Source organism: Arthrobacter sp. NamB2 (assembly GCF_005281365.1).
Classification (GTDB): domain Bacteria; phylum Actinomycetota; class Actinomycetes; order Actinomycetales; family Micrococcaceae; genus Arthrobacter_D.
The window spans coordinates 24,172-48,322 of the sequence record NZ_SZWI01000007.1 but is presented as its reverse complement, the minus strand read 5'-3'; the positions used below and the strand labels follow the sequence as shown (position 1 = coordinate 48,322).

Here is a 24,151-nt window from a genome sequence, read left to right as displayed (position 1 = left end):
TCCGAGGGGTGGATTACCGATACCTAGCGTACCTGATACGCTGGGTATCATGAAGCTTGCCGCCACCCTGAAGAGCGCCTCCCCGAAGGCGACCGATGGTCCGGCGCCCGCACAGGACGGACGGTCGAGCCGATGGGAGCAGCACCGGTCGGAGCGTCGACGGCAACTCATCAAGGCAGCAAGGCGCGCAGTGAGTGCGCTCGGCCCAGGAGCATCGATGGAGGACATCGCTGCAGCCGCGGACACCTCGAAATCCGTCTACTACCGCTACTTCGGTGACAAGACCGGCCTGCAGCGGGCCGTGGCCGAGGTGGTCATCGGGCAGATGCAGCAGAAGGTGCTCGACGCCGCCAAGGCTGCGTCGACGCCCCGCGAAGGGCTGTACTCGATGGTGCTGGCCTACCTGCAGATGGCCCAGACCTCCCCGAACGTCTACGCCTTCGTGACTCGGGTCGGCGTCACCGAGACGAACCCGGGCGACGACGGCGGGCAGGACACGCTCGCGCACTTCCTCGCCGCGATCACCGCCATGATCTCGCGGCCGATGAGGGCCTACCTCCTCTCCCCGGACCGGCCCGCCGGACCGGACGACGCCGCACCCGAGTACTGGCCCGCGGCGGCTATCGGCATGGTGCGCGCCGCCGGTGAGCACTGGCTCTCCTCGCCCGAGGGGCCGGACAAGCCGAGCGAGGAACACATGGCACGGCATATCACGGCCTGGCTCTTCGACGGCATCAGCCGGTACGAATCGCTCGCTCCGCCCAGCGCCTCACTCTCCCCCGAAGCCGCTCGACGACCAGGAAAGGTCACGCCATGACGCAGACCATCTCGACGCCCCAGCAGATCCCCGCGACGGTCGACATCCGGGACGATGAGCGGGCCGCCGTGGACACGGCGGAGCTCGGCGAGCTGCTCCTGGGCAAGTGGGCACACGTCCGCCGCACCGCCCGCGAACTCGCCGGACGCCCGGAAGTGCACAAGATCGAGGGACTGACGCACCACGACCACCGCCGTCGGTGCTTCGACCAGCTGCACTACCTCGTCGAGCAGAAGGCCGTCCACCGGGCCTTCCCCAAGGCTTTCGGCGGGGACGACGACCACGGCGGCAACGTCGCGGGCTTCGAGGAGCTCGTGGTGGCCGACCCGTCGCTCCAGATCAAGGCAGGAGTGCAGTGGGGACTCTTCGGCTCGGCGGTCATGCACCTGGGCACCGAGAAGCACCACGAGGCCTGGCTTCCCGGCATCATGACCATGGAGATTCCCGGCTGCTTCGCGATGACGGAGACGGGCCATGGCAGCGACGTGGCCAGCATCGCCACGACCGCGACCTTCGACCCCGCCACGGACGAGCTGGTCATCAACACGCCCTTCCGCGCAGCGTGGAAAGACTACATCGGCAATGGAGCCATCGACGGCAGGGCAGCCGTCGTGTTCGCGCAGCTCATCACCAAGGGCGTGAACCACGGCGTCCACGGCATCTACGTGGAACTGCGCAACGACGACGGGACGTTCAAGCGCGGTGTCGGCGGCGAGGACGACGGCATCAAGGGCGGCCTCAACGGAATCGACAACGGGCGCCTGCACTTCACCGACGTGAGGGTCCCCCGCACCCACCTGCTCAACCGCTACGGCGATGTGGCCGAGGACGGCACCTACAGCTCGCCCATCGCCTCTCCCGGTCGCCGCTTCTTCACGATGCTCGGCACCCTGGTCCAGGGCCGGGTGTCCCTCGACGGCGCTGCCGTCGCCGCGAGCAAACTCGCGCTCGCCGCTGCCATCACCTACTCCACGCAGCGCCGCCAGTTCAACGCGTCGTCCGACCTCAAGGAAGAGGTGCTGCTGGACTACCAGCGGCACCAGCGCCGACTCCTGCCGCGGCTCGCCGCGACCTACGCCGCATCCTTCGCCCACGAGGAACTCCTCGAGAAGTTCGACGACGTCTTCTCGGGCGAGCACGACACCGACGAGGACCGCCAGGACCTCGAGACGCTCGCTGCCGCCCTCAAGCCGCTGAGCACCTGGCTGGCCCTGGACACGCTGCAGGAGTGCCGCGAGGCCACGGGCGGTCAGGGCTTCCTCATCGAGAACCGCTTCGCCTCGTTGCGCGCCGACCTCGATGTGTACGTCACCTTCGAGGGCGACAACAACGTCCTCCTGCAGCTCGTCGCCAAGCGATTGCTCACCGACTACGCCAAGGAGTTCAAGGGCGTCGACTTCGGGGTGCTGGCGCGCTACGCCGTGTCGCAGGCGGCGGGAAGGACCCTGCACCGCTCCGGTCTCCGGCGGGTCGCCCAGACGGTCGCCGATTCCGGGTCCGGGAAGAAGTCGGCGAAGGCGCTCCGCGACGAGGGAACTCAGCACGAGTTGCTGTCGGACCGCGTGCAGTCACGCGTCGCCGCCCTGGCCGCCGTCCTGCGCGGCGCCAAGGGCATGTCCCAGGAAAAGGCCGCCGCGCTCTTCAACGAGCACCAGAACGAACTGATCGAGGTGGCCCACGCCCATGCCGAACTGCTGCAGTGGGAGGCGTTCACCCGTGGGCTCAAGCACGTCGACGACCCCGGGACGCGGGAAGTCCTCACGCGCCTCCGGGACCTGTTCGGCCTGTGCCTCATCGAGAAGGACCTCGCCTGGTTCCTGATGAACGGCCGCCTGTCCGCACAGCGGGCGCGGACGCTGGACGGCTACATCAACCGGTTGCTCGTCAAAATCCGACCGCACGCCCTCGACCTCGTCGACGCCTTCGGATACGGGCAGGAACACCTCCGATCCGCCGTTGCGACGGGAGCCGAGCAGCAGCGCCAGGCGGAAGCCGCCGAGTACACGCGCCGACGTCGTGCCAGCGGTGACGCGCCGATCGACGAGAAAACCCTCCTTGCCCGGGCGGCAAGGGACAAGAAGGAGAAGAAGGCGAAGAAGACGGCCACGACCCGCCGGAAGAGCTAGCCCTCGCCGGACCGCCCGTCGCCTGCGTCAGAGGACGCTGCGATAGACGCCCAGCGTGGTCTCGGCGATGGAGCCCCAGTCGAAGTGCCTCTCGGCGCGCTCGCGCCCGGCTGCTCCCATGGCGGCGGCCTTGCCCGGATCTCCCACGAGGGCGTTCAGCGCGGCAGCGAAATCCGCCACGAACTTCTCCTGGTCCAGAGGGGTGCCCGTCCCGTCCTGGACCTGCTCGAGTGGCACCAGGGTGCCGGTCACGCCGTCGTCGACGACTTCGGGGATTCCTCCCGTCGCCGAGGCGACGACGGCGGCACCACAGGCCATCGCCTCGAGATTGACGATGCCGAGGGGTTCGTAGATGGACGGGCACGCGAAGACGGTCGCGTGGCTGAGGATCTGGACGACCTCGCGCCGCGGCAGCATCCTCTCGATGAGCACCACCGAGCCCCGGCGCTCCCGCAGATCCGAGATCAGCACCTCGGTCTCGGCTGCGAGTTCCGGCGTGTCGGCTGCACCGAGGCACAGGACGAGCTGTACGTCGGACGGCAGGTGTGCGGCCGCGCGGAGCAGGTACGGAACACCCTTCTGCCGCGTGTTGCGGCCCACGAAGACCACGCTCGGCCGGTCGGGGTCGATGCCGTGGGCCCGAAGCGCGTCGTCGTTCTCGTCGCGCGCCCACTGGTCCACGTCGATTCCGTTGTGCACCACGTGCACCTTGCCCGGATCGACGTCGGGGTAGCTACGGAGGATGTCAGTCCGCATGCCCGCCGATACGGCGATGACTGCGGCGGCAGCCTCGTAGGACGTCTTCTCCACCCACGACGACAGCGCATACCCGCCGCCGAGCTGTTCGGCCTTCCAGGGGCGCAGCGGCTCCAGGCTATGAGCGCTCAGCACGTGCGGGACGCCGTGGAGGAGGGACGCGAGGTGCCCTGCCATGTTGGCGTACCAGGTGTGCGAATGCACGAGGTCGGCCCCGCCGAGGGCACCGAGCATCTGGAGGTCCGTGCCGAGGGTCTGCACCGCCGCATTGGCGCCGCCCAGACCCTCGGGAACGCCGTAGGAGAGCACCGAGGCGCCGTGGTAGTCCTCGGGCCGGGGAGCGCCGAATGCGTGGACCCGGAGGTCCACCTGCGGCGCCAGGACCCTGCTCAGTTCGGCGACGTGCACCCCCGCGCCACCATAGATCTCGGGTGGGAACTCCTTGGTCACAATGTCTACTCGCACTATCTCAACGTAGTGCAGTGCGGTGGAGTCCTCTAGTGTGAAGTGGACCGGAAGGGTTCCGGGGATGTGTGGACCTACGCTCGACGAACCACCGGTCGGGATTGCAGAACACTCAAAGAAGAGCGGGAGGTCTCAATGGCACCTAAGAAAGTACTCGCCGTGGTGTTGGCAGGAGGCGAAGGCAAGCGCCTCATGCCACTGACCGCGGACCGGGCCAAGCCGGCCGTGCCGTTCGCCGGGAGCTATCGGCTCATCGACTTCGCCCTCTCCAACCTCGTCAATTCGGGATACCTGCAGATCGTGGTGCTGACGCAGTACAAGTCACACAGCCTCGACCGCCATATCTCGGAGACCTGGCGCATGTCGACACAGCTTCGGCAGTACATCGCCTCCGTACCCGCGCAGCAACGTCGGGGCAAGAGCTGGTTCCTCGGCAGTGCCAACGCCATCTACCAGTCCCTGAACCTCATCCACGATGCCCAGCCGGACATCGTGGTGGTCATCGGCGCCGACCATGTCTACCGCATGGACTTCGAGCAGATGGTCAACGCCCACGTGAAGAGCGGTGCGTCCGTGAGCGTTGCAGCCGTGCGGCAGCCGATGCACCTCGTGGACCAGTTCGGCGTCATCGAGGTGGACCAGCATGATCCCGGGCGCATCGCAGCCTTCGTGGAGAAGCCGAAGACCACTCCGGGCCTCCCCGACGATCCCAACAGCTTTCTCGCCTCCATGGGCAACTACGTCTTCACCACCGAAGCGCTCGTGAAGGCGCTGGAGGACGACGCCGCACGCCTGGATACGAAGCACGACATGGGCGGCGACATCATCCCCTACTTCGTCGAGCGCAACGACGCCGCGGTCTACGACTTCACCATGAACGACATCCCGGGCGCCACCGACCGTGACCGCCAGTACTGGCGCGACGTCGGCACCATGGATTCGTACTACGACGCCAACATGGATCTCATCTCTCCGTTGCCGCTGTTCAACCTGTACAACCTCCAGTGGCCCATCTACACGCGGCAGAGCGTCTCACCGCCGGCCAAGTTCGTCCGCAGCGCGTCGGGCCGGCCCGGCGAGGCACACGACTCGATCGTCTCGGCTGGCGTCGTCGTCTCCGGCGGTGCCGTGCAGTCCTCCATCCTGGCAACGGACGTCTTCATCGACGAGTCCGCCGAGGTGACGGGCTCCGTGCTCCTGGACAAGGTCAACGTCGGAGCCGGCGCGGTGGTGCGCAGGGCGATCATCGACAAGAACGTCCGGATCCCGCCGGGTGCGCAGATCGGCGTCGACTTCGAACTGGACCGCAGCCGTGGTTTCGCGGTCACGGACTCGGGGCTGACGATCGTCAGCAAGGGTCAGGTCGTCGCTCTTCGTCCTGATCCAGCCGTGTAGCTCGCGGCGAAAGTGCACCGAAGAGGCCCCCGGCAGCGCCCGGGGGCCTCTTCGGCGTGCGGTCGATGTACGCGGATCAGTTCCTGCGGCGAGGAGCTAGGCGACCCGTGTGATCGCCACCGTCACGTTGAGCGTCGACCCTCCGCCACCGGACAGGATTCCCTTCAGCGGCGAGACGTCCCGGTAGTCACGGCCACGTGCGACGGAGACGTGGAAGTCGCTCACCGGGCCGCTGTTGGTGGGATCCCAGCCCCGCCACTCGCCGTCGTACCATTCCACCCACGCGTGGGACTGCCCGGCAACCGTCTCACCGATGCCGGCGCTGCGCCGCGGATGCAGGTACCCGGAGATGTACCGGGCAGGGATGCCCAGACTGCGGAGGGCTCCTATCGCGACGTGCGCAAGGTCCTGGCATACTCCCTTCCGCTCGGTCCAGGCGTCCTGCGCATTGGTCTGGACACCGGTGGCGCCCTGGACGTAATCCATCTCCGTGCGCAGCCAGCCGAAAACGGCCCGCGCGGCCTCGTGGGGATTGCGCTCCTGCGCGAGATCGGCCACGAGCGCGCGGACCTCCTCCCCCGGTTCACTGAGCGCCGTCTGGCTCAGCCAGTCCGAGAACTCGCTCGTCAGCGAGTCCGACGCGAGGTCCTGCCAGGACAGGATGTCGTCCTCCCCCGGGACGCGCTCCGTGCGGCTGACCTCAACGGTGGAAATTGCTGTGAGCTCGAGGTGCTCGTGCGGCACGTGGACGTCGAAGGACGTCACGCGCGTTCCCCAGTAGTCCCGGTAGGTGGAGATGGCGGCGCTCGACGGGTTCACCTTGAGCGTCGACTCGAGGACCACCTGGTGCGGATCCGTCAGCGGTGTCATGCGGGCCTCGTTGTAGGACAGCGAGACGCGACGGAGGTAGTCGTAGCCGGTGCGGTGTTCGATCCGTAGGCGTGTCATGAGACCTCTCCGACCCAGGACAGCTCGTCGGCCTGGGAAAAGTATGTGCGGGACACGGCGTCCGAGGCCCGGGCACAGGCTTTCTGGACACGTTCCATGTGCTCGGGCAGTTCGGACATGAGGTCCTGCGTCTGGTGGAATTCCAGGAACGTCCTGGCTTGCCCGACGATGCGGCTCGCGTCGTTGATGAAGCCGACCCGCTGGTACGCGGGGTTGAGCTGCGTGAGGCACTTCTCCGCGTCGCTGAGCGCGTACACGATGGAACGCGGGAACAGACGGTCGAGCAGCAGGAACTCCGCGGCCTGCTGGTCGCCGAAGGACGCCCGTCGCGTGCGCAGGAACGATTCGTAGGCTCCGGCACACCGGAGCATGTTGACCCAGGACAGGCCAGCTGCGTGCACGTCGTGCGTCGTGAGCATTCGGGCCGTCATGTCGGCGCGTTCGAGGCTGCGCCCGAGGACGAGGAACTGCCACGACTCATCGTGGCTCATGGTGGTGTCCGAGAGCCCGCGCACCATGGCGGTACGCTCGACGACCCAGTGGCAGAAGCGGTAGGTGCCGACGACGTCCTTGCGGTGCTGGGTCAGGCCGTACCAGGTGGTGTTCAGGCTCTCCCACACACTGCTGGATACCGTCTCACGGGCACGCCGGGCGTTCTCGCGGGCCGCACCGAGGGCTCCGGCGATCGAGGTCGCGCTCGACCTGTCGTAGGCGAGGGCCTGCAATAGGTCCGAGAGGTCGATGTCGTCCGACTCCGGCCGGCTCCCCATCACGCCCAGGAGCTGCTTCGACGTCTCCCGCTGCTGTGCCAGCGGCATCTGGTTGAGGCGTTCCAGGTGGACATCGAGGATGCGCGCAGTGCCGTCGGCGCGCTCGACGTAGCGGCCGATCCAGAAGAGTGATTCAGCGATGCGGCTGAGCATGGGGCCTGCCTTCCGTGGCGGTCGTGGCGGGTATGGCGGGTATGGCGGACGAAGGTGCACCCGCTCCGGGCGGGGAGCCGACGGGCATCATTGCTGTTGCTGCTCCGACTGCTTGTCCTGCCAGTTCGTCTCGATCGGCCAGACACTCGTACGCTCACGCACGGTGACGACGGATCGCTCCTGCGGCGTATCGGCGACCATCGGTCCTCGCACCTCGCCGTCGACGACCCAGGTGTCCTTCGATCCACCGCCCTGGCTGGAGTTCACGATCAACGAACCCTCCTTCATGGCCACCCGAGTCAACCCGCCGGGCAGCACCCAGACCTCGTCCCCGTCGTTCACCGCGAAGGGCCGCAGGTCCACGTGGCGGGGGCTGAACTGCCCGCCGGACATCGTGGGCACGGTGGAGAGTTGCAGGACCGGTTGGGCGATCCATCCTCGCGGATCCTCGAGGACCTTCGCGCGAAGCACCTCGAGTTCGGCCTTCGAGGCGTCCGGGCCGATCACGAGGCCCTTGCCTCCCGAGCCGTCGACCGGTTTGACGACGAGTTCGTCGAGACGGTCGAGCACCTCCTCACGTGCCGGCGCGTCCTCGAGCCGGTAGGTGTCGACATTGGCGATGATCGGGTCCTCGCCGAGGTAGTAGCGGATGAGGTCCGGGACATAGGTGTAGACGAGCTTGTCGTCCGCGACACCGTTGCCGACCGCATTCGCGATCGTCACCAGACCGGCACGCGCGGCGTTGACGATACCGGGGCATCCGAGCACCGAATCGGCACGGAACTGCAGGGGATCCAGGAACTCGTCGTCGATGCGCTTGTAGATGACGTCGACGCGCTGCTCTCCTGCCGTCGTCCGCATATAGACCCGGTTGCCGCGGCAGATCAGGTCACGGCCCTCGACGAGCTCGACGCCCATGAGACCGGCGAGGAGTGTGTGCTCGAAGTAGGCGGAGTTGAAGACTCCAGGGGTCAGGACGACCACGGTGGGGTCCTCGACCCCTGGGGGCGCGGTCTTCCGCAGCGCGGCCAGGAGCCGACGGGGGTACTCCTCGACGGGCCGGATGTGCTGCTGGCCGAAGGCCTCCGGGAGGCCTTTCGCCATGGCACGCCGATTCTCGAGCACGTAGCTGACGCCGCTCGGGACGCGTACGTTGTCCTCGAGCACGCGGAAGACGCCCTGCTGGTCACGGACGACGTCGATCCCGGAGATGTGGACGCGCACACCCCCTGCTGGGGCGAAGCCCGACACCTCACGGTGGAAGTGGGCGCTGGACGTGATCAGCCGTCGCGGGATGACGCCGTCGGACACCACCGCCATCTTGTCGTAGACGTCGTCGAGGAACGCTTCGAGCGCCTTGACCCGCTGGGCCACTCCCCGCTCGAGCACGTCCCAGTCGCTGCCCGCGATGACGCGCGGCACGATGTCGAGCGGGAAAGGACGCTCCTCCCCCGCGAAGTCGAAAGTGACCCCGCGGTCGAGAAAGGTGCGCGCCATGGAGTCCGCGCGCGCCGTCACGTCCGCCAGGTTGAGCTCGTCGAGAGCGGCCGCGACCTGGCCGTATTCCGTGCGCGGCAGGTGTCCCACATCGAACATCTCGTCGAACGCGGGAGTCTTGCGGGCGGCTGCTGCATAGTCAGCGAAGAGCTCGGACATGGGACAACAGTGCCATGGATCACGCGTTCGTACACACAGGCACACACCGGTACGCACGCCGTTAACCTGCCCGAAACACAGCGCGCAGGGTGCGTGGTTGAATGGCCGGATGGACAACGAGAACCTGCGCCGCGACGAGGCGGCTGCCCGTTCAGCGCTCCTGGCGACCGACAGCTACTCCGTGGAACTCGACCTCTCGGACGCACGGAATCCCGCGGAGGGCACCTACCGGAGTACCACCACGGTGGTGTTCTCGTGTCGGGAACCGGGTTCGTCCACCTTCCTCGACTTCATCGGCGAGGTCACCGCGGTGGAACTCAACGGACTCGTGCTCGAACCGACGGCCGTTCGCGAGGGCGCCCGCATCCTGCTCGACGACCTCGCCGCGCGCAATACTGTGACCGTGATCGGCCGAGCCCGCTACAGCTCGAGCGGAGAAGGCCTGCATCGCTTCGTCGACCCCGTGGACGGGGAGACCTACCTGTACACGCAGTACGAGCCGGCGGATGCTCGACGCGTCTTCGCCACCTTCGAGCAGCCGGACCTCAAGGCGACCTTCTCCTTCGCGGTGATCGCGCCACAGGGCTGGTCGGTCGCCTCCAACGGTGCGCTCGCGCGGACGGAGCCTGTCGACGGCCCCCGGGCCCCGGCGACCCTGTGGACCTTCGAGCCGACACGACGCATCTCGACCTACATCACCACCGTGCTCGCGGGGCCGTACCACCGGGAGGACGACTCCTGGACCGGCCGTCCCGGAACCGCGGGCGAAGGGCTCGAGGTGCCCCTTGCGCTGTTCTGTCGCCGCTCCCTGGTCTCGTCCTTCGACGCCCCGGAGATCTTCGACACGACCAAGCGCGGCCTCGACTTCTTCCACGACCTGTTCGACTACCCCTATCCGTTCGGCAAGTACGACCAGGCGTTCGTGCCGGAGTACAACCTCGGGGCCATGGAGAATCCGGGTCTTGTGACCTTCACCGAGAACTACGTGTTCCACTCCGCAGCCACCGAGGCCCAGCGGGAGGCTCGGGCGAACACGATCATGCACGAGATGGCGCACATGTGGTTCGGGGACCTCGTGACGATGTCCTGGTGGGATGATCTGTGGCTCAAGGAATCCTTCGCCGATTACATGGGAGCGCTGGCGGTAGCGGAGGCGACGCGGTGGAGCACCTCCTGGGTCAGCTTCGCGAATCGCCGTAAATCTTGGGCGTACGTGCAGGACCAGCTTCCGACGACGCACCCGATCGTCGCGGACGTGCCCGATCTCGAGGCGGCGAAGCAGAACTTCGACGGCATAACGTATGCGAAGGGCGCTTCGGTCCTGAAGCAGCTCGTGGCGTTCGTGGGCCGCGATGCCTTCATCGCGGCCGCACGGCAGTACTTCAGAAAGCACGAGTACGGCAACACCACCCTCGCAGACCTGCTCGACGTGCTGACAGGTGCGACCGGTCAGGATCTCGACGGCTGGTCACGCTCGTGGCTGCAGACGTCCGGCGTTCCGTCCCTCTCCGCCCAGGTCACGGTGGCCGAGGGACTGTTCACCGGCGTCGCTGTCCTGCAGGACGCCGTCGATCCCGTCAGCGGCCTCGACGAACCACGCCCGCACCGGGTCCGGCTCGGGCTCTACTCCTTCGACGACGAGGACCGGCTGGTCCGGACAGGAGCGGAGGCCGTCGTCGTCGAAGGAGGGCGGACCGAGGTCCCAGCCCTGGTGGGAGTGGCCCAGCCGGATCTCCTCCTGATCAACGACGACGACCTCACCTACGCCAAACTCTCCTTCGACGAGCGGTCGCTCGCCACCCTGCTGACGTCGATCCACCGGCTGCAGGATCCCCTGGCCCGCGCCACCTGCCTGACAGCGCTCTGGTCGAGCACGAGGGACGCGCGCCTGCCGGTGGGCTCATACCTCGACGCCGTCCTGCTCGCCGCCCCGGCGGAAACCGGGGTGGGCGTCCTGCAGGTCCTGCTGGCCAATGTCCGCACCGCCGTCGAGAGATTCGCCCCGGCGGACCGTCGCCCTGCGCTGCGCGAGCGCGTCAGCGCTTCCCTGTGGGACAGCCTGCGCTCCGCAGAGGCAGGCTCCGATCTGCAGCTCGCATGGGCGCGTGCTCTCGGAGCCATGGCGCGCACCGCTCCGCGAGCGGCCGACGTCGTCCGGGCGGTGCTGAGCGGTGACGAGGCCGTCGCCGGGCTGCCCCTCGACGCCGAGCTGCGGTGGCTGTTCCTGCAGGGTCTCGCGGCCCAGCAGCGCGTGCGTCCCGGGGAGCTGGAGGCGGAGCGGGCCGCGGATGCGACGGCATCGGGAAGGGTGGGCTTCACCCTCGCTTCCGCAGCCATCCCGGATGCCCGCATCAAGGAGGCGACCTGGAACGAAGCCGTGCACGGCGACCGGCTGTCGAACGAACTGCTGAGTGCGGCGATCGAGGGTTTCACGCTCGGTCCGCGCGAGTTGCTCGCAGCCTACGAGGAACCGTACTTCGAGGCGCTACGCAAGGTCTGGGACACGCGCGGCATCGAGATGGCGAGCAGGATCGTCCGCGGCCTGTATCCGGGGCACCAGGACCTCGACGGCCTACCGGAGGAGCATCCGGTCGTCGTGAGGACCGACGACTGGCTCGCGGCGCATACGACGGCGCCCGCCGCGCTCCGGAGGATCGTCATCGAGGAGAGGGACCAGCTGGTGCGCTCCCTCCGGGCCCAGGCTCAGGGCACGCGGTAGAGCCACGCATCCGTGCCGAACTTCTGCTCGACGAGCTTCTCGGCGTGGCGCAGCTCATCCTCGGACAGCGTTGCCTCCACGGCACCATAGCGCTCGCGGAAGGTGGTCATCAGAACGTCGATAATCTCCTCGCGCGTCCTCCCTGTCTGACGACGCAGCGGGTCGACGCGCTTCTTCGCGCTCCTGGTTCCCTTGTCCGACATCTTCTCCTTGCCGATCCGCAGCACCTCGAGCATCTTGTCCGCGTCGATGTCGTAGCTCATCGTGACGTGATGCAGCATGCCACCGTTGGCCAGCCGTTTCTGTGCCGCTCCACCGATCTTTCCGAGCTCCGTCGCGATGTCGTTGAGAGGCTGGTACCAGGCCTTGATGCCCAGCTTCTCCAGAGCCTCCATCACCCAGGCGTCGAGGAACGGGTAGGAGTCGGCGAAACTCATGCCGTCGACGAGGGACTGCGGCACGTAGATGGAGTAGGTGATCGCGTTGCCATGCTCCATGAACATCGCACCTCCCCCGCTGATCCGGCGAACAACGGTCACCCCGTGCCGCTCCGCACCGCCAGGATCCACCTCGTTGCGCACCGACTGGAAGCTGCCGATCACCACGGAGGGCGCCTGCCATTCCCAGAACCGCACAGTGGGGTTCCGCACACCCGAACCGACCTCGTGGGTGAGGACCTCGTCCATCGCGACATGCATCGCTGTGGACAGCGGGGTCGGCGGGATGATCTCCCACTGGTGGTCCGCGAAGCTCGTGGCCCGTCCCAGGGCACGACGCACCGCCGTTGCGATGGCTTCCGGCGAGAAACCGAACAGGACGGCGTCGTCATCGAGGCCCGCCCTGACGGCTGCCGCGAGTTCGCCGGGCGCGGTATCCGCCGGCAGGCCCTCGAGGGCCGCGTTGATATCGAGCAGTGCCTCGTCCGGTTCGAGGAAGAAGTCCCCGTTCACCGAGACGTCGGCGAGGCGCCCCTCACGGAGCGAGAGGTCCACGGCGGTGAGCTTGCCGCCCGGGGTCTTGAACTCCCCGTGCAGGCGGCCTGGATCCGATACTGCTGCCATGAATGGTCTCCTGGGTGCTCCGGCCCTTTCGGGGGCGCGGTGTCGGTACTGGTTGTGACTGCCCGTGACTGGTCGTCTTAAGCGGAGAAAGCCACGCCGTGATGACGTGGCTTTCCCTCGAGGACATGAGGCAGGCAGGCCCTCATCTCCGATGCTCCTGCAGAGCTGACTACTTCTTCGCGCCGAAGCCCTTGAAGCGGGCGTTGAAGCGCTCGACCCGGCCGGCGGAGTCCATGATGCGCTGCTTGCCGGTGTAGAACGGGTGCGACTCCGAGGAGATCTCGACCTCGATGAGGGGGTAGGTGTTGCCGTCTTCCCACTCGATGGTCTTGGACGAACCGACCGTCGACTTGGTCAGGAACGCCTTGTCGGAGGCCAGGTCGCGGAATACGACCGACTGGTACTTGGGGTGGATATCAGACTTCACGGGACTACCTTCTCTGGTTGCCTGGATTTTGCCAGGCACGGGAAATTGAAAGGTTGGCGACAGCGCCAGCTGTCAATACTAGCGCAGGAGGGGCTGTGAGGCTAAAGCGGAGGGTGCCGCGTCGCCGTCGTACCGGCACTCCCAGAAGGCGACGGCGGCCGCCGCGGCGACATTCAGCGAATCGACCCCGCCGTGCATGGGGATGGTGAGAGCGACATCGGCTGCGGCGAGGGCGCCTTCGCTGAGTCCGTCACCCTCGGTTCCCAGCAGGAGGGCCAGGCGTTCATGCTGCTGCGCCGGAAAATCGCCGAGGGGCACGGCCCCGGGTGTGAGAGCGAGTGCAGCCAGCGTGAAGCCCGCCCGCCGCACAGCCGCCAGGTCGTCCGGCCACGACACCAGCCGCACCCATGGCACCTGGAAGACGCTGCCCATGCTCACGCGCACCGCCCGCCGATACAGCGGGTCGGCACTGCGGGGACTCACCAGGACGGCGTCGATTCCCAGAGCAGCCGCCGACCGGAAGACCGCGCCGAGGTTCGTGTGGTCCACCATGTCCTCGATCACCGCCACGCGGCGGGCGGACGCCAGGACCTCGGCCAGCGGTAGCGGCTCGGGGCGCTGCATCGCGGCCAGGGCCCCCCGGTGGAGGTGGAACCCGGTGATCGCCTCGAGGGTCGGTTCGGGTGCTACGAAAGCCGGAACGGAGGGGAAGCGGGCGAGGACGTCGCCGAGGTCCGGCAACCACTTGGGCGCGAGCAGGAACGAACGCGGAGCATGGCCGGCATCGACGGCCCGGCGCAGGACCTTCGAGCTTTCAGCGATGTAGAGGCCTTCTGCAGGCTCCTTCGCGAGGCGGAGCTGGACGTCCGTGAGGTTCCGGTAGTCGGCGAGCCGCGGATCGTCGACGGAATCGAGTTCGACGACGGTCATCGGGTGCCGTCCGCTGGGGAAGGACCACTGCCGGCGCCTGTGGTCACGCCCTGGCGACTGCGCTGTACCGGCCGTCCTCCTCGGTGACCCTGAGCGCGACGTCGAAGGCGGTGCTGAGGTTCTCCTCCGTCAGCACGCCACGGATCGGACCGGCCGATACCACCTTCCCGTCACGGAGGAGCAGCGCGTGCGTGAAGCCCGGGGGGACCTCCTCGAGATGGTGCGTGACGAGCACCATGGCAGGGGCGTCCTCGTCACGTGCGAGTTCGGTCAGCCGCTTCACGAGGTCCTCGCGGCCGGCAAGGTCGAGGCCGGCCGCCGGCTCGTCGAGGAGCAGCAGCTCCGGATCGGCCATGAGCGCCCGCGCGATCTGGACGCGCTTGCGCTCACCCTCGCTGAGCGAGCCGAAGGGCCGGTTCATGAAGCGCGACATACCCCACGCGTCGAGGAGCCGGAAAGCGCGGCGTTCGTCGAGCCTCTCGTACTGTTCGCGCCAACGCCCCGTGACGCCGTAGGACGCGGTGACGACGACGTTCAGGACGGTCTCGTGGTCCGGGACCTGGGCGGCAAGGGCCGCCGAAGCGAGGCCGATGCGGGGGCGGAGTTCGAACACGTCGACGGCGCCCATGACCTCGTCGAGGATGCCGACCACGCCGCGGGTGGGGTGCAGGCGTGCGCCGGCAAGTTGCAGCAGCGTGGTCTTGCCCGCTCCGTTGGGACCCATGACCACCCAGCGCTCGCCCTCGCTGACCTGCCAGTCGATGTCGTCGAGCAGTGTCTTGCCACCCCTGACGAGGCTCACTCCCGCCAGTTCCAGAACGTCACTCATGGTTCTAGACACTAGGCTAAGGACCGGCTTCGTGGCTAAACCAACGGCCCCGGCCCGGTCGTGCTCGCCGGTCACACTCCGGTTGTGCCACTCGTTCCGGCGTGGCTCCTTCACGCGCTTGTCCCGGCGCATCGAGGGAAGGCGATCGGGTCCTGCGATCGGCACCTGCGCACCGGTACGGATGACACGAAGAACGAACCACGCGAGCAGGAACTCGAGCACGATCAGGGGCGCCGACAGCGCCCGGACAGGAGAGGAACACATGCCCGACAACGCCAGGGTGGTTGCGTACGCGCGCCGCCTCGACGACGGACACCGCGACGATCTGTCAGCGATGCTTCGACGCCTCGGGAGCGATGTCAGGACCGAGGTGCTCACCGGCGGGGGCACCTACGACGTCCTGACGCTCGATGTCGAGCTCACCGATCCCGCGACGACGCGTGCCGGCCTCATCGACTGGACCGCGAGGACAGGCATCGGTGCCGCCCTCGTCCCGGAGGCTCTCTACAGCGCGGGTCCGCGGCTGCTGATCATGGACGTCGACTCCACGCTGGTCAAGCAGGAGGTCATCGAACTGCTCGCGGCACACGCCGGGCGCGAGTCGGAGGTGGCGGCGGTGACGGAGGCGGCAATGCGCGGGGAGCTCGACTTCGCCCAGTCCCTGCACCACCGCGTACGAGCATTGGAGGGGTTGCCTGCGTCCGTCATCGACGAGGTGATCGGAAGGATCGAGCTGAGCGATGGCGCGGAAGAGCTCGTGGCCGCCTTCCTCGACGCGGGTCACCGTGTCGGGGTGGTGTCAGGAGGGTTCACGCAGGTCCTCGAGCCACTCGCCACGCGCCTGCGGCTGTCGTTCGCGAAGGCCAATGACCTGGAGATCGTCGATGGGGTGCTGACCGGCCGGGTCGTGGGCGCCGTCGTCGACCGCCGCGAGAAGGAGCGGATGCTGCGGGCCGAGGCGGAGCGGGCGGGCGTGCCCCTCGCCGCGACACTCGCCGTGGGCGACGGCGCGAACGACCTCGACATGCTCGGGGCGGCAGGTCTCGGCGTCGCCTTCAACGCGAAGCCAGCCGTACGTGCAGCAGCCGATGCCGCAGTGGACCTTCCGGACCTCGACCTCGTGCGGCACTTCGCCGGACTCTAGGCCCGCACGGCTGCGGACTCCTGGACCAAGGGTTTCTGGAGTCCGCCTTGCGAACGGCACGAGCGCGGTCCCCGGGGGAGAGCGCACGCCCGGACCCACGCCCCTGCGAACCCCTCCGGCGCCTGGACCGTGCCGGCCGGGGTGGCAGGGGCGCGCCGCGGCGCCGGGTCAGCTCTTGGCGAGGAAGTCCTCGGCGCCACCCACATACTCGGTGTGACCCGTGGGGACGTCGGCGGTGACCATCCTGACGATCTCGGTGGCGAACTCGGCGACGGAATACAGGCGCCCTGCCTCCTGGCGGCGTGCCTCGATCGCGCCCGGAGTCGCGCGGTCGAGCAGGGTCGCGGTGACCGTTCCTTCGATCATGTCGCCGGACACGACGACGAGGGAGATGCCCTTCTCGTCGAGCTGCGGGATCAGGGCGCGCAGGGCGTCCTCGCCGGCCCGCTTGCTGCGGGCCACGGGCTCGTAGGCGTCCATCGTCTCCACCTTCTCGATGAAGTGGGCCTGATGGCTCGTGATGAAGACGACGCGCGAGCCGGCGGGCATGACCTCGACAGCGGCCGTGAGCATCGCGACCTGGGCATCGCGGTTGAGTTTCAGCGCGTAGTCCTCCCCCATTCCCGTCTCCATGCCGCCGGACGCATTGAGGACCAGCAGGTTGAGGCCGCCGAAGAAGGTAACGGCAGCATCGACCAGCGCGGCCGGTCCCTCCGGCGTCGTGAGGTCCGCTCCCACGGCGACGGCCTTGCCGCCCGCTGCCTCGATGCCCGCGACGACCTTGTTGGCGCGCGGGGCCTTCTGCCGGTAGTTGACGACGACGGCGGCGCCCTGCGCAGCGAGCTGCTGCGCGACGTCGGCTCCGATGCCGCGCGACGAACCGGTGACGATAGCTGTGGTGCCCTCGAGAGTGGCCATGGTGCTCCTTCTGGTGAAGTCTGGGGTAGGGGGTGGATCGGTGCGGTGGCTCGGCAGGAGCGTCAGTGACCCATGCCGAGGCCGCCGTCTACCGGGATGACGGCGCCGGAGATGTAGGCCGCTGCATCACTGGCGAGCCAGGCCACGACGCCGGCTACCTCGTCCGGCGAAGCGAAGCGTCCCGCGGGGATGGTGGCGAGATAGCCCTTGCGCGTCTCCTCGGGCAGCTCGGCCGTCATGTCGGTGTCGATGAATCCCGGAGCGACGACGTTCGCCGTGATGCCGCGGGACCCCAGTTCGCGGGTCAGGGATCGCGCGACGCCGACGAGCCCCGCCTTCGATGCGGAGTAGTTGATCTGCCCTGGTGCCCCGTAAAGGCCGGTGACGCTCGAGATGAGGATCACGCGCCCCCGACGCATCCGGATCATGCCGCGCGATGCACGCTTCACCGCCCGGAAGGCGCCCGTGAGGTTCGTGTCGATGACGTCGGTGAAGTCGCTCTCCGTCATCCGGAGCAGCAGCGTGTCCCGTGTGATGCCGGCATTCGCGACGAGCACCTCGACCGGTCCGTGCTGGGCCTCGACCTCGGTGAAGGCCGCGTCGACCTGCTCCTGACTCGTCACGTCCGCCTTGACGCCGAGCATCCCCTCGGGAACCTCGCCACTTCGATGAGTGATGGCAACCTTGTCGCCGTTCGCTACGAATGCCTGTGCGATGGCAAGGCCAATCCCTCGGTTGCCACCGGTGACGAGGACACTGCGTCCAGTCGCGGTGGTCGTGCTGTCTGCATCAGGTGCCAAGGGGAAACTCCTCTGTCTGCGGGCTCCAAGGAGCCCGCGTTGTTCGAGATACCGATCAATGTCCAGTTCGACGTCCAGTTCGACGTCCAGTTCGACGTCCAGTCAACGTTCAGTCCGACGTCCGGTTCGACGTCCGGTTCGATCCCGACGACGGAGGCGATCCGGCGAGGGCTTCGGCGCCGTCGAACCGGCTCGGCGGCTCTTTCGTCAAACTATCCCGACGATCCTAGCGGCGCATCCCTCAACTTCGGGAACGGGACCCTGAGTGAGACAATAGAGGGAGTCTTCATGGAGTGTGATGAGTAAACAAACGAAGCACAACACAGACGTCCACAGCATCTCCGACGCTCGTGAATCACACAGCGAGGAAATGCGTACACGAATGATCCGGTACACGGTGTCGATGAGCATCCGTCTCGTCTGCTTCGTCCTGGTCTTCGTCGTTCCCTACGTATGGCTGCAGTGGGTGATGATCGCCGGGGCGGTGTTCCTGCCGTACTTCGCCGTGATCGTCGCCAATGGTGGCAGCGACACCAGCAACATCCGACACAGCGACGCGCTGATCGACCGGGCGCCCGTCCGCGAGATCGAGGCGAAGGTCGTCGATGCGGATCCCGGGGACGGCGACGACGTGCTCAGCGGCGAGATCATCGACGACGACACCGGGCCGGTTCAGCACGGCTCGCACGCCGCCGGTCAGGACAGGCCGTCCACGCATGGCTGACGGAGCACCGAACCGGGAGCCGGCGAGGGCGTTTCCATCCGCGGGTCTGGGACTGTTCGCCGGGCCGCAGCGGGCGCACGACGCGCCACCCGTGTGCTCGCGCAAGGGCTGTCGCAGCGACGCCGAGTGGCAGTTGTTGTGGAACAACCCGCGCATCCACACCCCGGAGCGGAGGAAGGCCTGGGCCTCGTGTCCCGACCACGTCGAGTGGTTCGAGGAGTACCTCCGCGCCCGTGGCCTCTGGAAGGAGACCCTTCCGCTGGCGTCCGACCGACCGATGGAGACCCGCTAGGTGTACCGCTTCCTCTTCTCCGCCCGCTGGTTCGGCTGGCTTGCCATGGTCATGGTGATCGCCGCCGGATGCGTAGGTCTCGGACGCTGGCAGCTGGATCGTCGTGAGGCGGTCGTGGAGGACATCCAGCGCATCGAGGCGAACTACGACGCCGCACCGGAACGGTACGTGCCCGGCGAGAACGGTTTCGACAGCTACGACGCTTCCCGCGAATGGACGCCGATCACCTTCGAGGGCACCTACGACGTCGAGAACCAGGTGATCGTGCGCAACCGGCCGCTCAATGGCCAGCCCGGCTACGAGGTTCTCACTCCCCTGAAGCTCGAGGACGGCACCGCCGTGATCATCGATCGTGGCTGGCTCCCCATCGGAAACGTGGAGGCCGGCCGTCCGGACGAGATTCCCGCACCGCCGGCCGGGCGGGTCGAAGTCACCGCCAGGATGAAGCCCGGCGAACCCGCCGTCAACCGCGGCGCTCCGGAGGGACAGGTAGCATCGATCGACCTGCAGGCCCTGGCCGGCACCCTGGACTACCCCGTGCAGGACGCTGCGTACGGCCTTCTGGCGCTTGAACGGCCGGCAGCGGCGCAGACGCCTGTTGCTGCACCGAAACCGTCGATCGACGAGGGTCCGCATCTCTCGTACTCGATGCAGTGGTTCGCCTTCGGGGTCCTGGCGTTCGTGGGGCTGGGCTATGCCGCGCGCCAGCAACGCAGGAGCGACTCCGAGCAGGACGGCAGCGATCTACGGCAGCCCGTTCGCGCGCGGCGCCGCCCCTCCTCGGAGGATGAAGAGGACGCCATCCTCGATTCGCAGGGGATCCGCTAGTAGCTGCAGACTCTCACGGAGCACCTGCCGACCAGCCGAGCGAAGCCCGCTGCTCAGCAGTGAGCGAGGCGACGACGAGGTCGTAGGAATCCTCGATCATGTCCAGCACGGTCCCGGGTGACAGCGCTCCGTCCAGCCGTACCGAGCTCCAGTGCTTCTTGTTCAGGTGCCAGGCGCCGGTGATCTCGGGATTGGCCGCCCTCAGCTGGACGGCGAGTGCAGGGTCACACTTGAGGGAGATCGCGGGCGGATGGACGTCGAGACGGACCAGCGCGAATATCTTCCCGGGATTCGGCTTCGCCGCCCGTTGTGGCGCCCGCACCCGGAAGACCGCGATCTCCGGACCGAACGGATAGTCCTCGACGGCGCCCGTGAAGGACAGGCACGAGATTCGCAGCCGATCGGAGTCCACGGGCATCACCCTAGCGTGCCCGGAGCATGACCGCTGTGCCCCGCGCGTCGCTCATGTGCAGTGCGACCGCAGGGCTGCTTGCTCCCGTCGGGGCGTCGCATCGTCCTACGCCAGCGTGACGAGTTCCAGGTAGTCCTGGTTCCACAGGTCCTCCACGCCGTCGGGCAGCATCACGACCCGTTCGGGATCGAGGGCATCGACGGCGCCCTCGTCATGGCTGACCATGACGACCGCCCCGCTGTAGTTCTTGAGCGCACCGAGGATCTCGGCGCGGCTTGCCGGGTCCAGGTTGTTCGTCGGTTCGTCGAGCAGGAGGACGTTAGCCGACGACGCGACGATGGTCGCGAGGGCCAGTCGGGTCTTCTCGCCGCCGGACAGTACGCCGGCAGGCTTGTCGACATCGTCCCCGGAGAAGAGGAACGATCCAAGGATCCCGCGGACCTCCGCGTCCTGCATGTCCGGGGCCGAGGACTTCATGTTCTCGAGCACGGTGCGCTGCGTGTCGAGCGTCTCGTGCTCCTGCGCGTAGTACCCCACCTTCAGTCCGTGGCCCGCGATGACCTTCCCCGTATCGGGCTTGTCCACACCTGCGAGCATCCGCAACAGGGTGGTCTTCCCCGCACCGTTGAGTCCCAGGATGACCACCTTCGAGCCGCGGTCGATCGCGAGGTCGACATCGGTGAAGATCTCCAGCGACCCGTAGGACTTGCTGAGACCCTCCGCGGTCATGGGGGTCTTGCCACACGGGGACGGCTCCGGGAAGCGGAGCGCTGCCACCCGGTCCGAGGCGCGCACGGCGTCGAGTCCGCCCAGCAGCCGCTCGGCGCGCTTGGCCATGTTCTGGGCGGCGACGGCCTTCGACGCCTTGGCCCGCATCTTGTTGGCCTGGTCCATGAGGACCTGCGCCTTCTTCTCGGCATTCGCGCGTTCGCGCTTGCGGGCGCGCTCATCGGTCTCGCGCTGCAGCTGGTAGCGCTTCCACCCCATGTTGTAGATGTCGATCGTCGCCCGATTGGCGTCCAGCTGGAACACTTTGTTGACGGTGGCCTCGAGCAGCTCGACGTCGTGACTGATGACGATCAGGCCGCCCTGGTGGTTCTTCAGGAAATCCCTCAGCCAGGTGATGGAATCGGCGTCGAGGTGGTTGGTCGGTTCGTCGAGGAGCATGGTCTCCGCGCCGGAGAACAGGATCCGGGCGAGCTCGACGCGCCGACGCTGACCGCCGGACAGCGTCTTCAGGGGCTGGTTCAGGATGCGCTCGGGCAAGGCGAGGTTGGACGAGATGGAAGCCGCCTCGGCTTCGGCTGCATAGCCACCGCCGGCGAGGAATGCGGATTCGATGCGGTCGTAGCGAGCCATCGCCTTGTTGCGCACCGACGTCTTCTCGCTCGCCATGTCCTCGTGGGCCTGGCGTAGTTCGCCGACGACGGCGTCGAGGTTGCGCGCGGAGAGGATCCGATCGCGAGCGAGCTGCTCCATGTTCGGGGTGCGGGGATCCTGTGGCAGGTATCCGATCTCGCCCGAGCGGGTCACGGTACCTCCGGCGGGCAGTGATTCCCCGGCGAGCACCTTCGTGAGGGTCGTCTTCCCGGCGCCGTTGCGCCCGACCAGCCCGATCTTGTCGCCCTTGTCGACGCGGAAGGACACCTCATCCATGAGCAGGCGGGCTCCGGCCCGCAGCTCCAGGTTCGATACGCTAATCACGGTGAGGCCTTTCAATGGTGCCGGAGACGGCGTTTGTTGTAGGAATCCCACAAGGGATCCCCTGATGACCGGCGCTAGTCTCGGTACAGAAGCAGTTACGGCTGGAGGAAGTCGACAAAGCACCGGAGCAGCCGGTGTGACTCCGGCCTGCTGAAGGAGCGTGTTCCATGCAGCCAGCGGAGCAAACCGTCGCCGGATCGACCGACACCGGCCGATCCCCGGCGCGCAAGCGGTGGGATACCACCGATCTCTCCCTGGTAGCGGTCTTCGCCGCCCTCATCGCCGCCCTTGCAATCCTACCCGGTATACCGGTGGGTCCGCTCGGTGTGCCGATCACACTGCAGACGCTCGGCGTCCTGCTCGCCGGGCTGGTCCTCGGCCCCACCCGCGGAGCGGCCGCCGTCCTGCTCTACCTCGCCGCCGGGCTGATCGGCCTGCCGGTGTTCAGCGGCTTCAACGGAGGTTTCGGTGTCCTGGCCGGACCGTCGGCCGGATACCTCGTGGCTTTCCCCCTCGCGGCCTTCGTGGCCGGTCTGCTGGCCGTCGTCGTCCTCCGCAGGACGCGCAGGTTCCGCGCCGGCCTCCTGTTCCTGGCCTGCCTCGCGGCCAGCCTGCTGACCATTCATCCGCTGGGCATCGCAGGACTCATGGTGAACGCGGTCCTTCCGCTGCGCGACGCGATCATCGTCGACGCCGCGTACCTGCCCGGCGACGTCGTGAAGGACCTTCTCGCCGCAGCGGTTGCCGTGTCGGTCCATCGGGCGTTCCCCCGACTCCTCGGCGCGAGGGCGCGCGGCGCACAGTGATCGAGCTCAGGGGCGCGCAGGTCAGCACGGACGACGGCGCCCGGACGCTGCTGCATCCGACCACGCTGACGCTGGCCGAGCAACGCGTCAGCGTGATCGGAGCCAATGGGTCCGGCAAGTCCACGCTGTTGCGCCTCATCAACGGACTCCTTCTCCCCAGCCGAGGATCGGTGGCGGTCTTCGGCCATGACACGCGTGCCGGGGGCCGGGCTGTGCGACGCGCCGTCGGGTTCGTCTTCACGGACCCCCTCTCCCAGCTCGTCATGCCGACCGGCCGGGAGGACGTGGAACTGTCCCTCCGGACCCGCAGGTTGTCCGCGACGGATCGCCGGCGGCGCGGTGAGGAGGTCCTGCGGCGTTTCGGCGTGGAGCAGCTTGCCGACCGCAGCATCTACGATCTCTCGGGCGGCGAACGCCAGGTCCTCGCGCTTGCCGTGGTCCTCGCCGTGGATCCGCGTGTCCTCGTCGCCGACGAACCGACGACCCTCCTGGACCTGCGCAACGATGCCCTGGTGCGGACCCTCCTCGCCGGGCTCGACCAGCAGGTCGTCTACACCACCCACAACCTGGCTTTCGCCCTCGAGGCCCAGCGGACGCTCGTGGTCGACGACGGCAGGGTGGTGTTCGACGGCGCTCCCGCCGCCGCCGTGGCGCACTATCGCTCCCTCGCCGGAACCCCGGCCGCCGGCGCATGAGGGGTTTCGGCAGCACGCTCGGACTGTACGAGGAGGGCCGGGGTTTCCTCTACCGGACTCCGCTGTCCGTTAAGGCGGCGGTATCGATCGGCTGCGCCGTGGCCGTCGTCGCCTGGCGCTCCCCATCCACCACCTCGGCCGTGCTGCTGATGGCCCTCGGAGCGCTCCTGACCGGTGCACGCCTCTCCCCCCTGAGGATCCTGCGGATGCTGCTGCCTGCCGCACCGGTGCTCGGCATCCTCGGGCTCTATCAGGGCATGACCCAGGGGTGGCTGCGGGCATTCGTCGTGGTGGGAGGCGTCGCCGGGTGCCTGCTCGTGGCGCGAGCGGTGACACTGACGACGCCGACGCAGGCGCTGCTCGACGGCATCATGCGGCTCGTGACGCCCCTCCGCGCCGTGGGCGCGGACCCCGAACGCTTCGCGCTCGCACTGTCCATCATGCTGCGGAGCATCCCCTACCTCGCCGGCCTGTTCGTCGACGTCCGGGAGGCGGCGAAGGCGCGCGGCCTCGAACGCAATCCGCGTGTCGCCGTCACTCCCCTCGTCGTCGGTGCGGTCGCCTATGCCCATCGGACGGGGGAAGCCCTGGCCGCACGGGGCCTCGGTGATCACGACGACCGTGGTGAGAAGAGCGACGCCAAATCAGCGGGTGACATCGGCGACGGCCCGTCACTCGACCCCGAGGACACGGGCACGAGCTGACCCGAGCAGGAACGACCACAGGGCGGCCCCAGCAACCGCTGGAACCGCCCCGTGGTCGGAACGACTGTCCTG

23 protein-coding genes and 1 pseudogene are annotated in these 24,151 nt (G+C 67.8%); 12 read left to right on the top strand and 12 right to left on the bottom strand.

Annotated elements, in window-relative coordinates; translation table 11 throughout:
* Window positions 1–49: 49 nt before the first annotated feature.
* A complete protein-coding gene (locus FDK12_RS12535) occupies window positions 50–817 on the top strand; it encodes a TetR/AcrR family transcriptional regulator (RefSeq protein ID WP_137369880.1) in 768 nt (255 codons plus the stop codon).
* Window positions 814–2,943, top strand: coding sequence for an acyl-CoA dehydrogenase (locus tag FDK12_RS12530; protein ID WP_137369879.1), 2,130 nt, complete (start codon window positions 814–816; stop codon window positions 2,941–2,943). Before FDK12_RS12535 ends, FDK12_RS12530 begins: the two co-directional genes overlap by 4 nt.
* 27 nt (window positions 2,944–2,970) lie before the next feature.
* Here FDK12_RS12530 and glgA read toward each other — a convergent pair whose 3' ends face one another.
* Window positions 2,971–4,164: a glycogen synthase gene (gene glgA, locus FDK12_RS12525; protein WP_137369878.1), complete on the bottom strand. Its 1,194-nt coding sequence runs from the start codon at window positions 4,162–4,164 to the stop codon at window positions 2,971–2,973.
* Window positions 4,165–4,293: 129 nt separating this feature from the next.
* Between glgA and glgC the strand changes: the two are divergent.
* Window positions 4,294–5,559 (top strand): annotated as a pseudogene (gene glgC / locus FDK12_RS12520) (glucose-1-phosphate adenylyltransferase); the annotation flags it as partial.
* 96 nt (window positions 5,560–5,655) lie between these two features.
* Here glgC and FDK12_RS12515 read toward each other — a convergent pair.
* The 3 genes from FDK12_RS12515 to FDK12_RS12505 form a co-directional block, all read right to left on the bottom strand.
* Window positions 5,656–6,507, bottom strand: coding sequence for a transglutaminase N-terminal domain-containing protein (locus FDK12_RS12515; protein WP_137369876.1), 852 nt, complete (start codon window positions 6,505–6,507; stop codon window positions 5,656–5,658).
* On the bottom strand, window positions 6,504–7,430 hold the full coding sequence (locus tag FDK12_RS12510) for an alpha-E domain-containing protein (RefSeq protein ID WP_104118706.1): 927 nt from the start codon (window positions 7,428–7,430) through the stop codon (window positions 6,504–6,506). The genes FDK12_RS12515 and FDK12_RS12510 overlap by 4 nt, the downstream gene beginning before the upstream one ends.
* 87 nt (window positions 7,431–7,517) lie before the next feature.
* The gene (locus FDK12_RS12505; RefSeq protein WP_137369875.1) at window positions 7,518–9,086 is read right to left on the bottom strand and encodes a circularly permuted type 2 ATP-grasp protein; all 1,569 of its coding nucleotides are present in this window, start codon (window positions 9,084–9,086) and stop codon (window positions 7,518–7,520) included.
* A gap of 109 nt (window positions 9,087–9,195) precedes the next feature.
* Here FDK12_RS12505 and pepN point away from each other — a divergent pair, with 109 nt between their 5' ends.
* A complete protein-coding gene (gene pepN, locus FDK12_RS12500; protein WP_137369874.1) occupies window positions 9,196–11,805 on the top strand; it encodes an aminopeptidase N in 2,610 nt (869 codons plus the stop codon).
* Here pepN and FDK12_RS12495 read toward each other — a convergent pair.
* From FDK12_RS12495 to FDK12_RS12480, 4 genes are all read right to left on the bottom strand, one after another.
* On the bottom strand, window positions 11,790–12,866 hold the full coding sequence (locus FDK12_RS12495) for a biotin/lipoate A/B protein ligase family protein (protein WP_137369873.1): 1,077 nt from the start codon (window positions 12,864–12,866) through the stop codon (window positions 11,790–11,792). The genes pepN and FDK12_RS12495 overlap by 16 nt on opposite strands.
* 169 nt (window positions 12,867–13,035) lie before the next feature.
* The gene (locus tag FDK12_RS12490; RefSeq protein WP_104118702.1) at window positions 13,036–13,293 is read right to left on the bottom strand and encodes a type B 50S ribosomal protein L31; all 258 of its coding nucleotides are present in this window, start codon (window positions 13,291–13,293) and stop codon (window positions 13,036–13,038) included.
* A gap of 78 nt (window positions 13,294–13,371) precedes the next feature.
* Complete coding sequence (locus FDK12_RS12485; protein WP_104118701.1) at window positions 13,372–14,223, bottom strand: TrmH family RNA methyltransferase; 852 nt, start codon at window positions 14,221–14,223, stop codon at window positions 13,372–13,374.
* Window positions 14,224–14,266: 43 nt separating this feature from the next.
* On the bottom strand, window positions 14,267–15,052 hold the full coding sequence (locus FDK12_RS12480; protein ID WP_137369872.1) for an ABC transporter ATP-binding protein: 786 nt from the start codon (window positions 15,050–15,052) through the stop codon (window positions 14,267–14,269).
* Between the two features lie 262 nt (window positions 15,053–15,314).
* Here FDK12_RS12480 and serB point away from each other — a divergent pair, with 262 nt between their 5' ends.
* Window positions 15,315–16,196: a phosphoserine phosphatase SerB gene (gene serB, locus FDK12_RS12475; protein ID WP_137369871.1), complete on the top strand. Its 882-nt coding sequence runs from the start codon at window positions 15,315–15,317 to the stop codon at window positions 16,194–16,196.
* A 168-nt stretch (window positions 16,197–16,364) separates the two neighbouring features.
* Here serB and FDK12_RS12470 read toward each other — a convergent pair whose 3' ends face one another.
* Window positions 16,365–17,114, bottom strand: a complete 750-nt coding sequence (locus FDK12_RS12470; RefSeq protein ID WP_137369870.1) for an SDR family oxidoreductase — start codon at window positions 17,112–17,114, stop codon at window positions 16,365–16,367.
* Between the two features lie 62 nt (window positions 17,115–17,176).
* Window positions 17,177–17,914, bottom strand: coding sequence for a 3-oxoacyl-ACP reductase FabG (gene fabG, locus FDK12_RS12465; RefSeq protein WP_137369869.1), 738 nt, complete (start codon window positions 17,912–17,914; stop codon window positions 17,177–17,179).
* A gap of 39 nt (window positions 17,915–17,953) precedes the next feature.
* Between fabG and FDK12_RS12460 the strand changes: the two genes are divergently transcribed.
* Genes FDK12_RS12460 through FDK12_RS12445 form a run of 4 tightly spaced genes read left to right on the top strand, consistent with a single transcriptional unit; the run spans window position 17,954 to window position 19,758 of the window.
* Window positions 17,954–18,220 (top strand): hypothetical protein, encoded by a 267-nt coding sequence (locus FDK12_RS12460; RefSeq protein WP_137369868.1) that lies wholly within the window; start codon window positions 17,954–17,956, stop codon window positions 18,218–18,220.
* Entirely contained in the window at window positions 18,213–18,638 is a 426-nt protein-coding gene (locus tag FDK12_RS12455; protein WP_137369867.1) for a DUF3099 domain-containing protein, read from the top strand. Before FDK12_RS12460 ends, FDK12_RS12455 begins: the two co-directional genes overlap by 8 nt.
* On the top strand, window positions 18,631–18,930 hold the full coding sequence (locus FDK12_RS12450; protein WP_223263263.1) for a hypothetical protein: 300 nt from the start codon (window positions 18,631–18,633) through the stop codon (window positions 18,928–18,930). Before FDK12_RS12455 ends, FDK12_RS12450 begins: the two co-directional genes overlap by 8 nt.
* The gene (locus FDK12_RS12445; RefSeq protein ID WP_137369866.1) at window positions 18,931–19,758 is read left to right on the top strand and encodes an SURF1 family protein; all 828 of its coding nucleotides are present in this window, start codon (window positions 18,931–18,933) and stop codon (window positions 19,756–19,758) included.
* A gap of 13 nt (window positions 19,759–19,771) precedes the next feature.
* Here the strand turns inward: FDK12_RS12445 and FDK12_RS12440 are convergent, their stop codons facing one another.
* A complete protein-coding gene (locus tag FDK12_RS12440) occupies window positions 19,772–20,170 on the bottom strand; it encodes an MmcQ/YjbR family DNA-binding protein (RefSeq protein WP_137369865.1) in 399 nt (132 codons plus the stop codon).
* 105 nt (window positions 20,171–20,275) lie between these two features.
* Window positions 20,276–21,874, bottom strand: coding sequence for an ABC-F family ATP-binding cassette domain-containing protein (locus tag FDK12_RS12435; RefSeq protein WP_104118693.1), 1,599 nt, complete (start codon window positions 21,872–21,874; stop codon window positions 20,276–20,278).
* Between the two features lie 167 nt (window positions 21,875–22,041).
* On the opposite strand from FDK12_RS12435, the gene FDK12_RS12430 reads away from it, so the two are divergent.
* From FDK12_RS12430 to FDK12_RS12420, 3 genes are read left to right on the top strand one after another with little or no spacing between them, the layout of a single operon-like run.
* On the top strand, window positions 22,042–22,680 hold the full coding sequence (locus tag FDK12_RS12430; protein WP_137369864.1) for a biotin transporter BioY: 639 nt from the start codon (window positions 22,042–22,044) through the stop codon (window positions 22,678–22,680).
* Window positions 22,677–23,375, top strand: a complete 699-nt coding sequence (locus FDK12_RS12425; protein ID WP_137369863.1) for an energy-coupling factor ABC transporter ATP-binding protein — start codon at window positions 22,677–22,679, stop codon at window positions 23,373–23,375. The genes FDK12_RS12430 and FDK12_RS12425 overlap by 4 nt, the downstream gene beginning before the upstream one ends.
* Window positions 23,372–24,079 carry an energy-coupling factor transporter transmembrane component T family protein gene (locus tag FDK12_RS12420; protein WP_137369862.1) on the top strand — a complete coding sequence of 236 codons (708 nt, stop codon included), beginning with the start codon at window positions 23,372–23,374 and terminating at the stop codon, window positions 24,077–24,079. The genes FDK12_RS12425 and FDK12_RS12420 overlap by 4 nt, the downstream gene beginning before the upstream one ends.
* The last annotated feature ends 72 nt before the right edge of the window (window positions 24,080–24,151 follow it).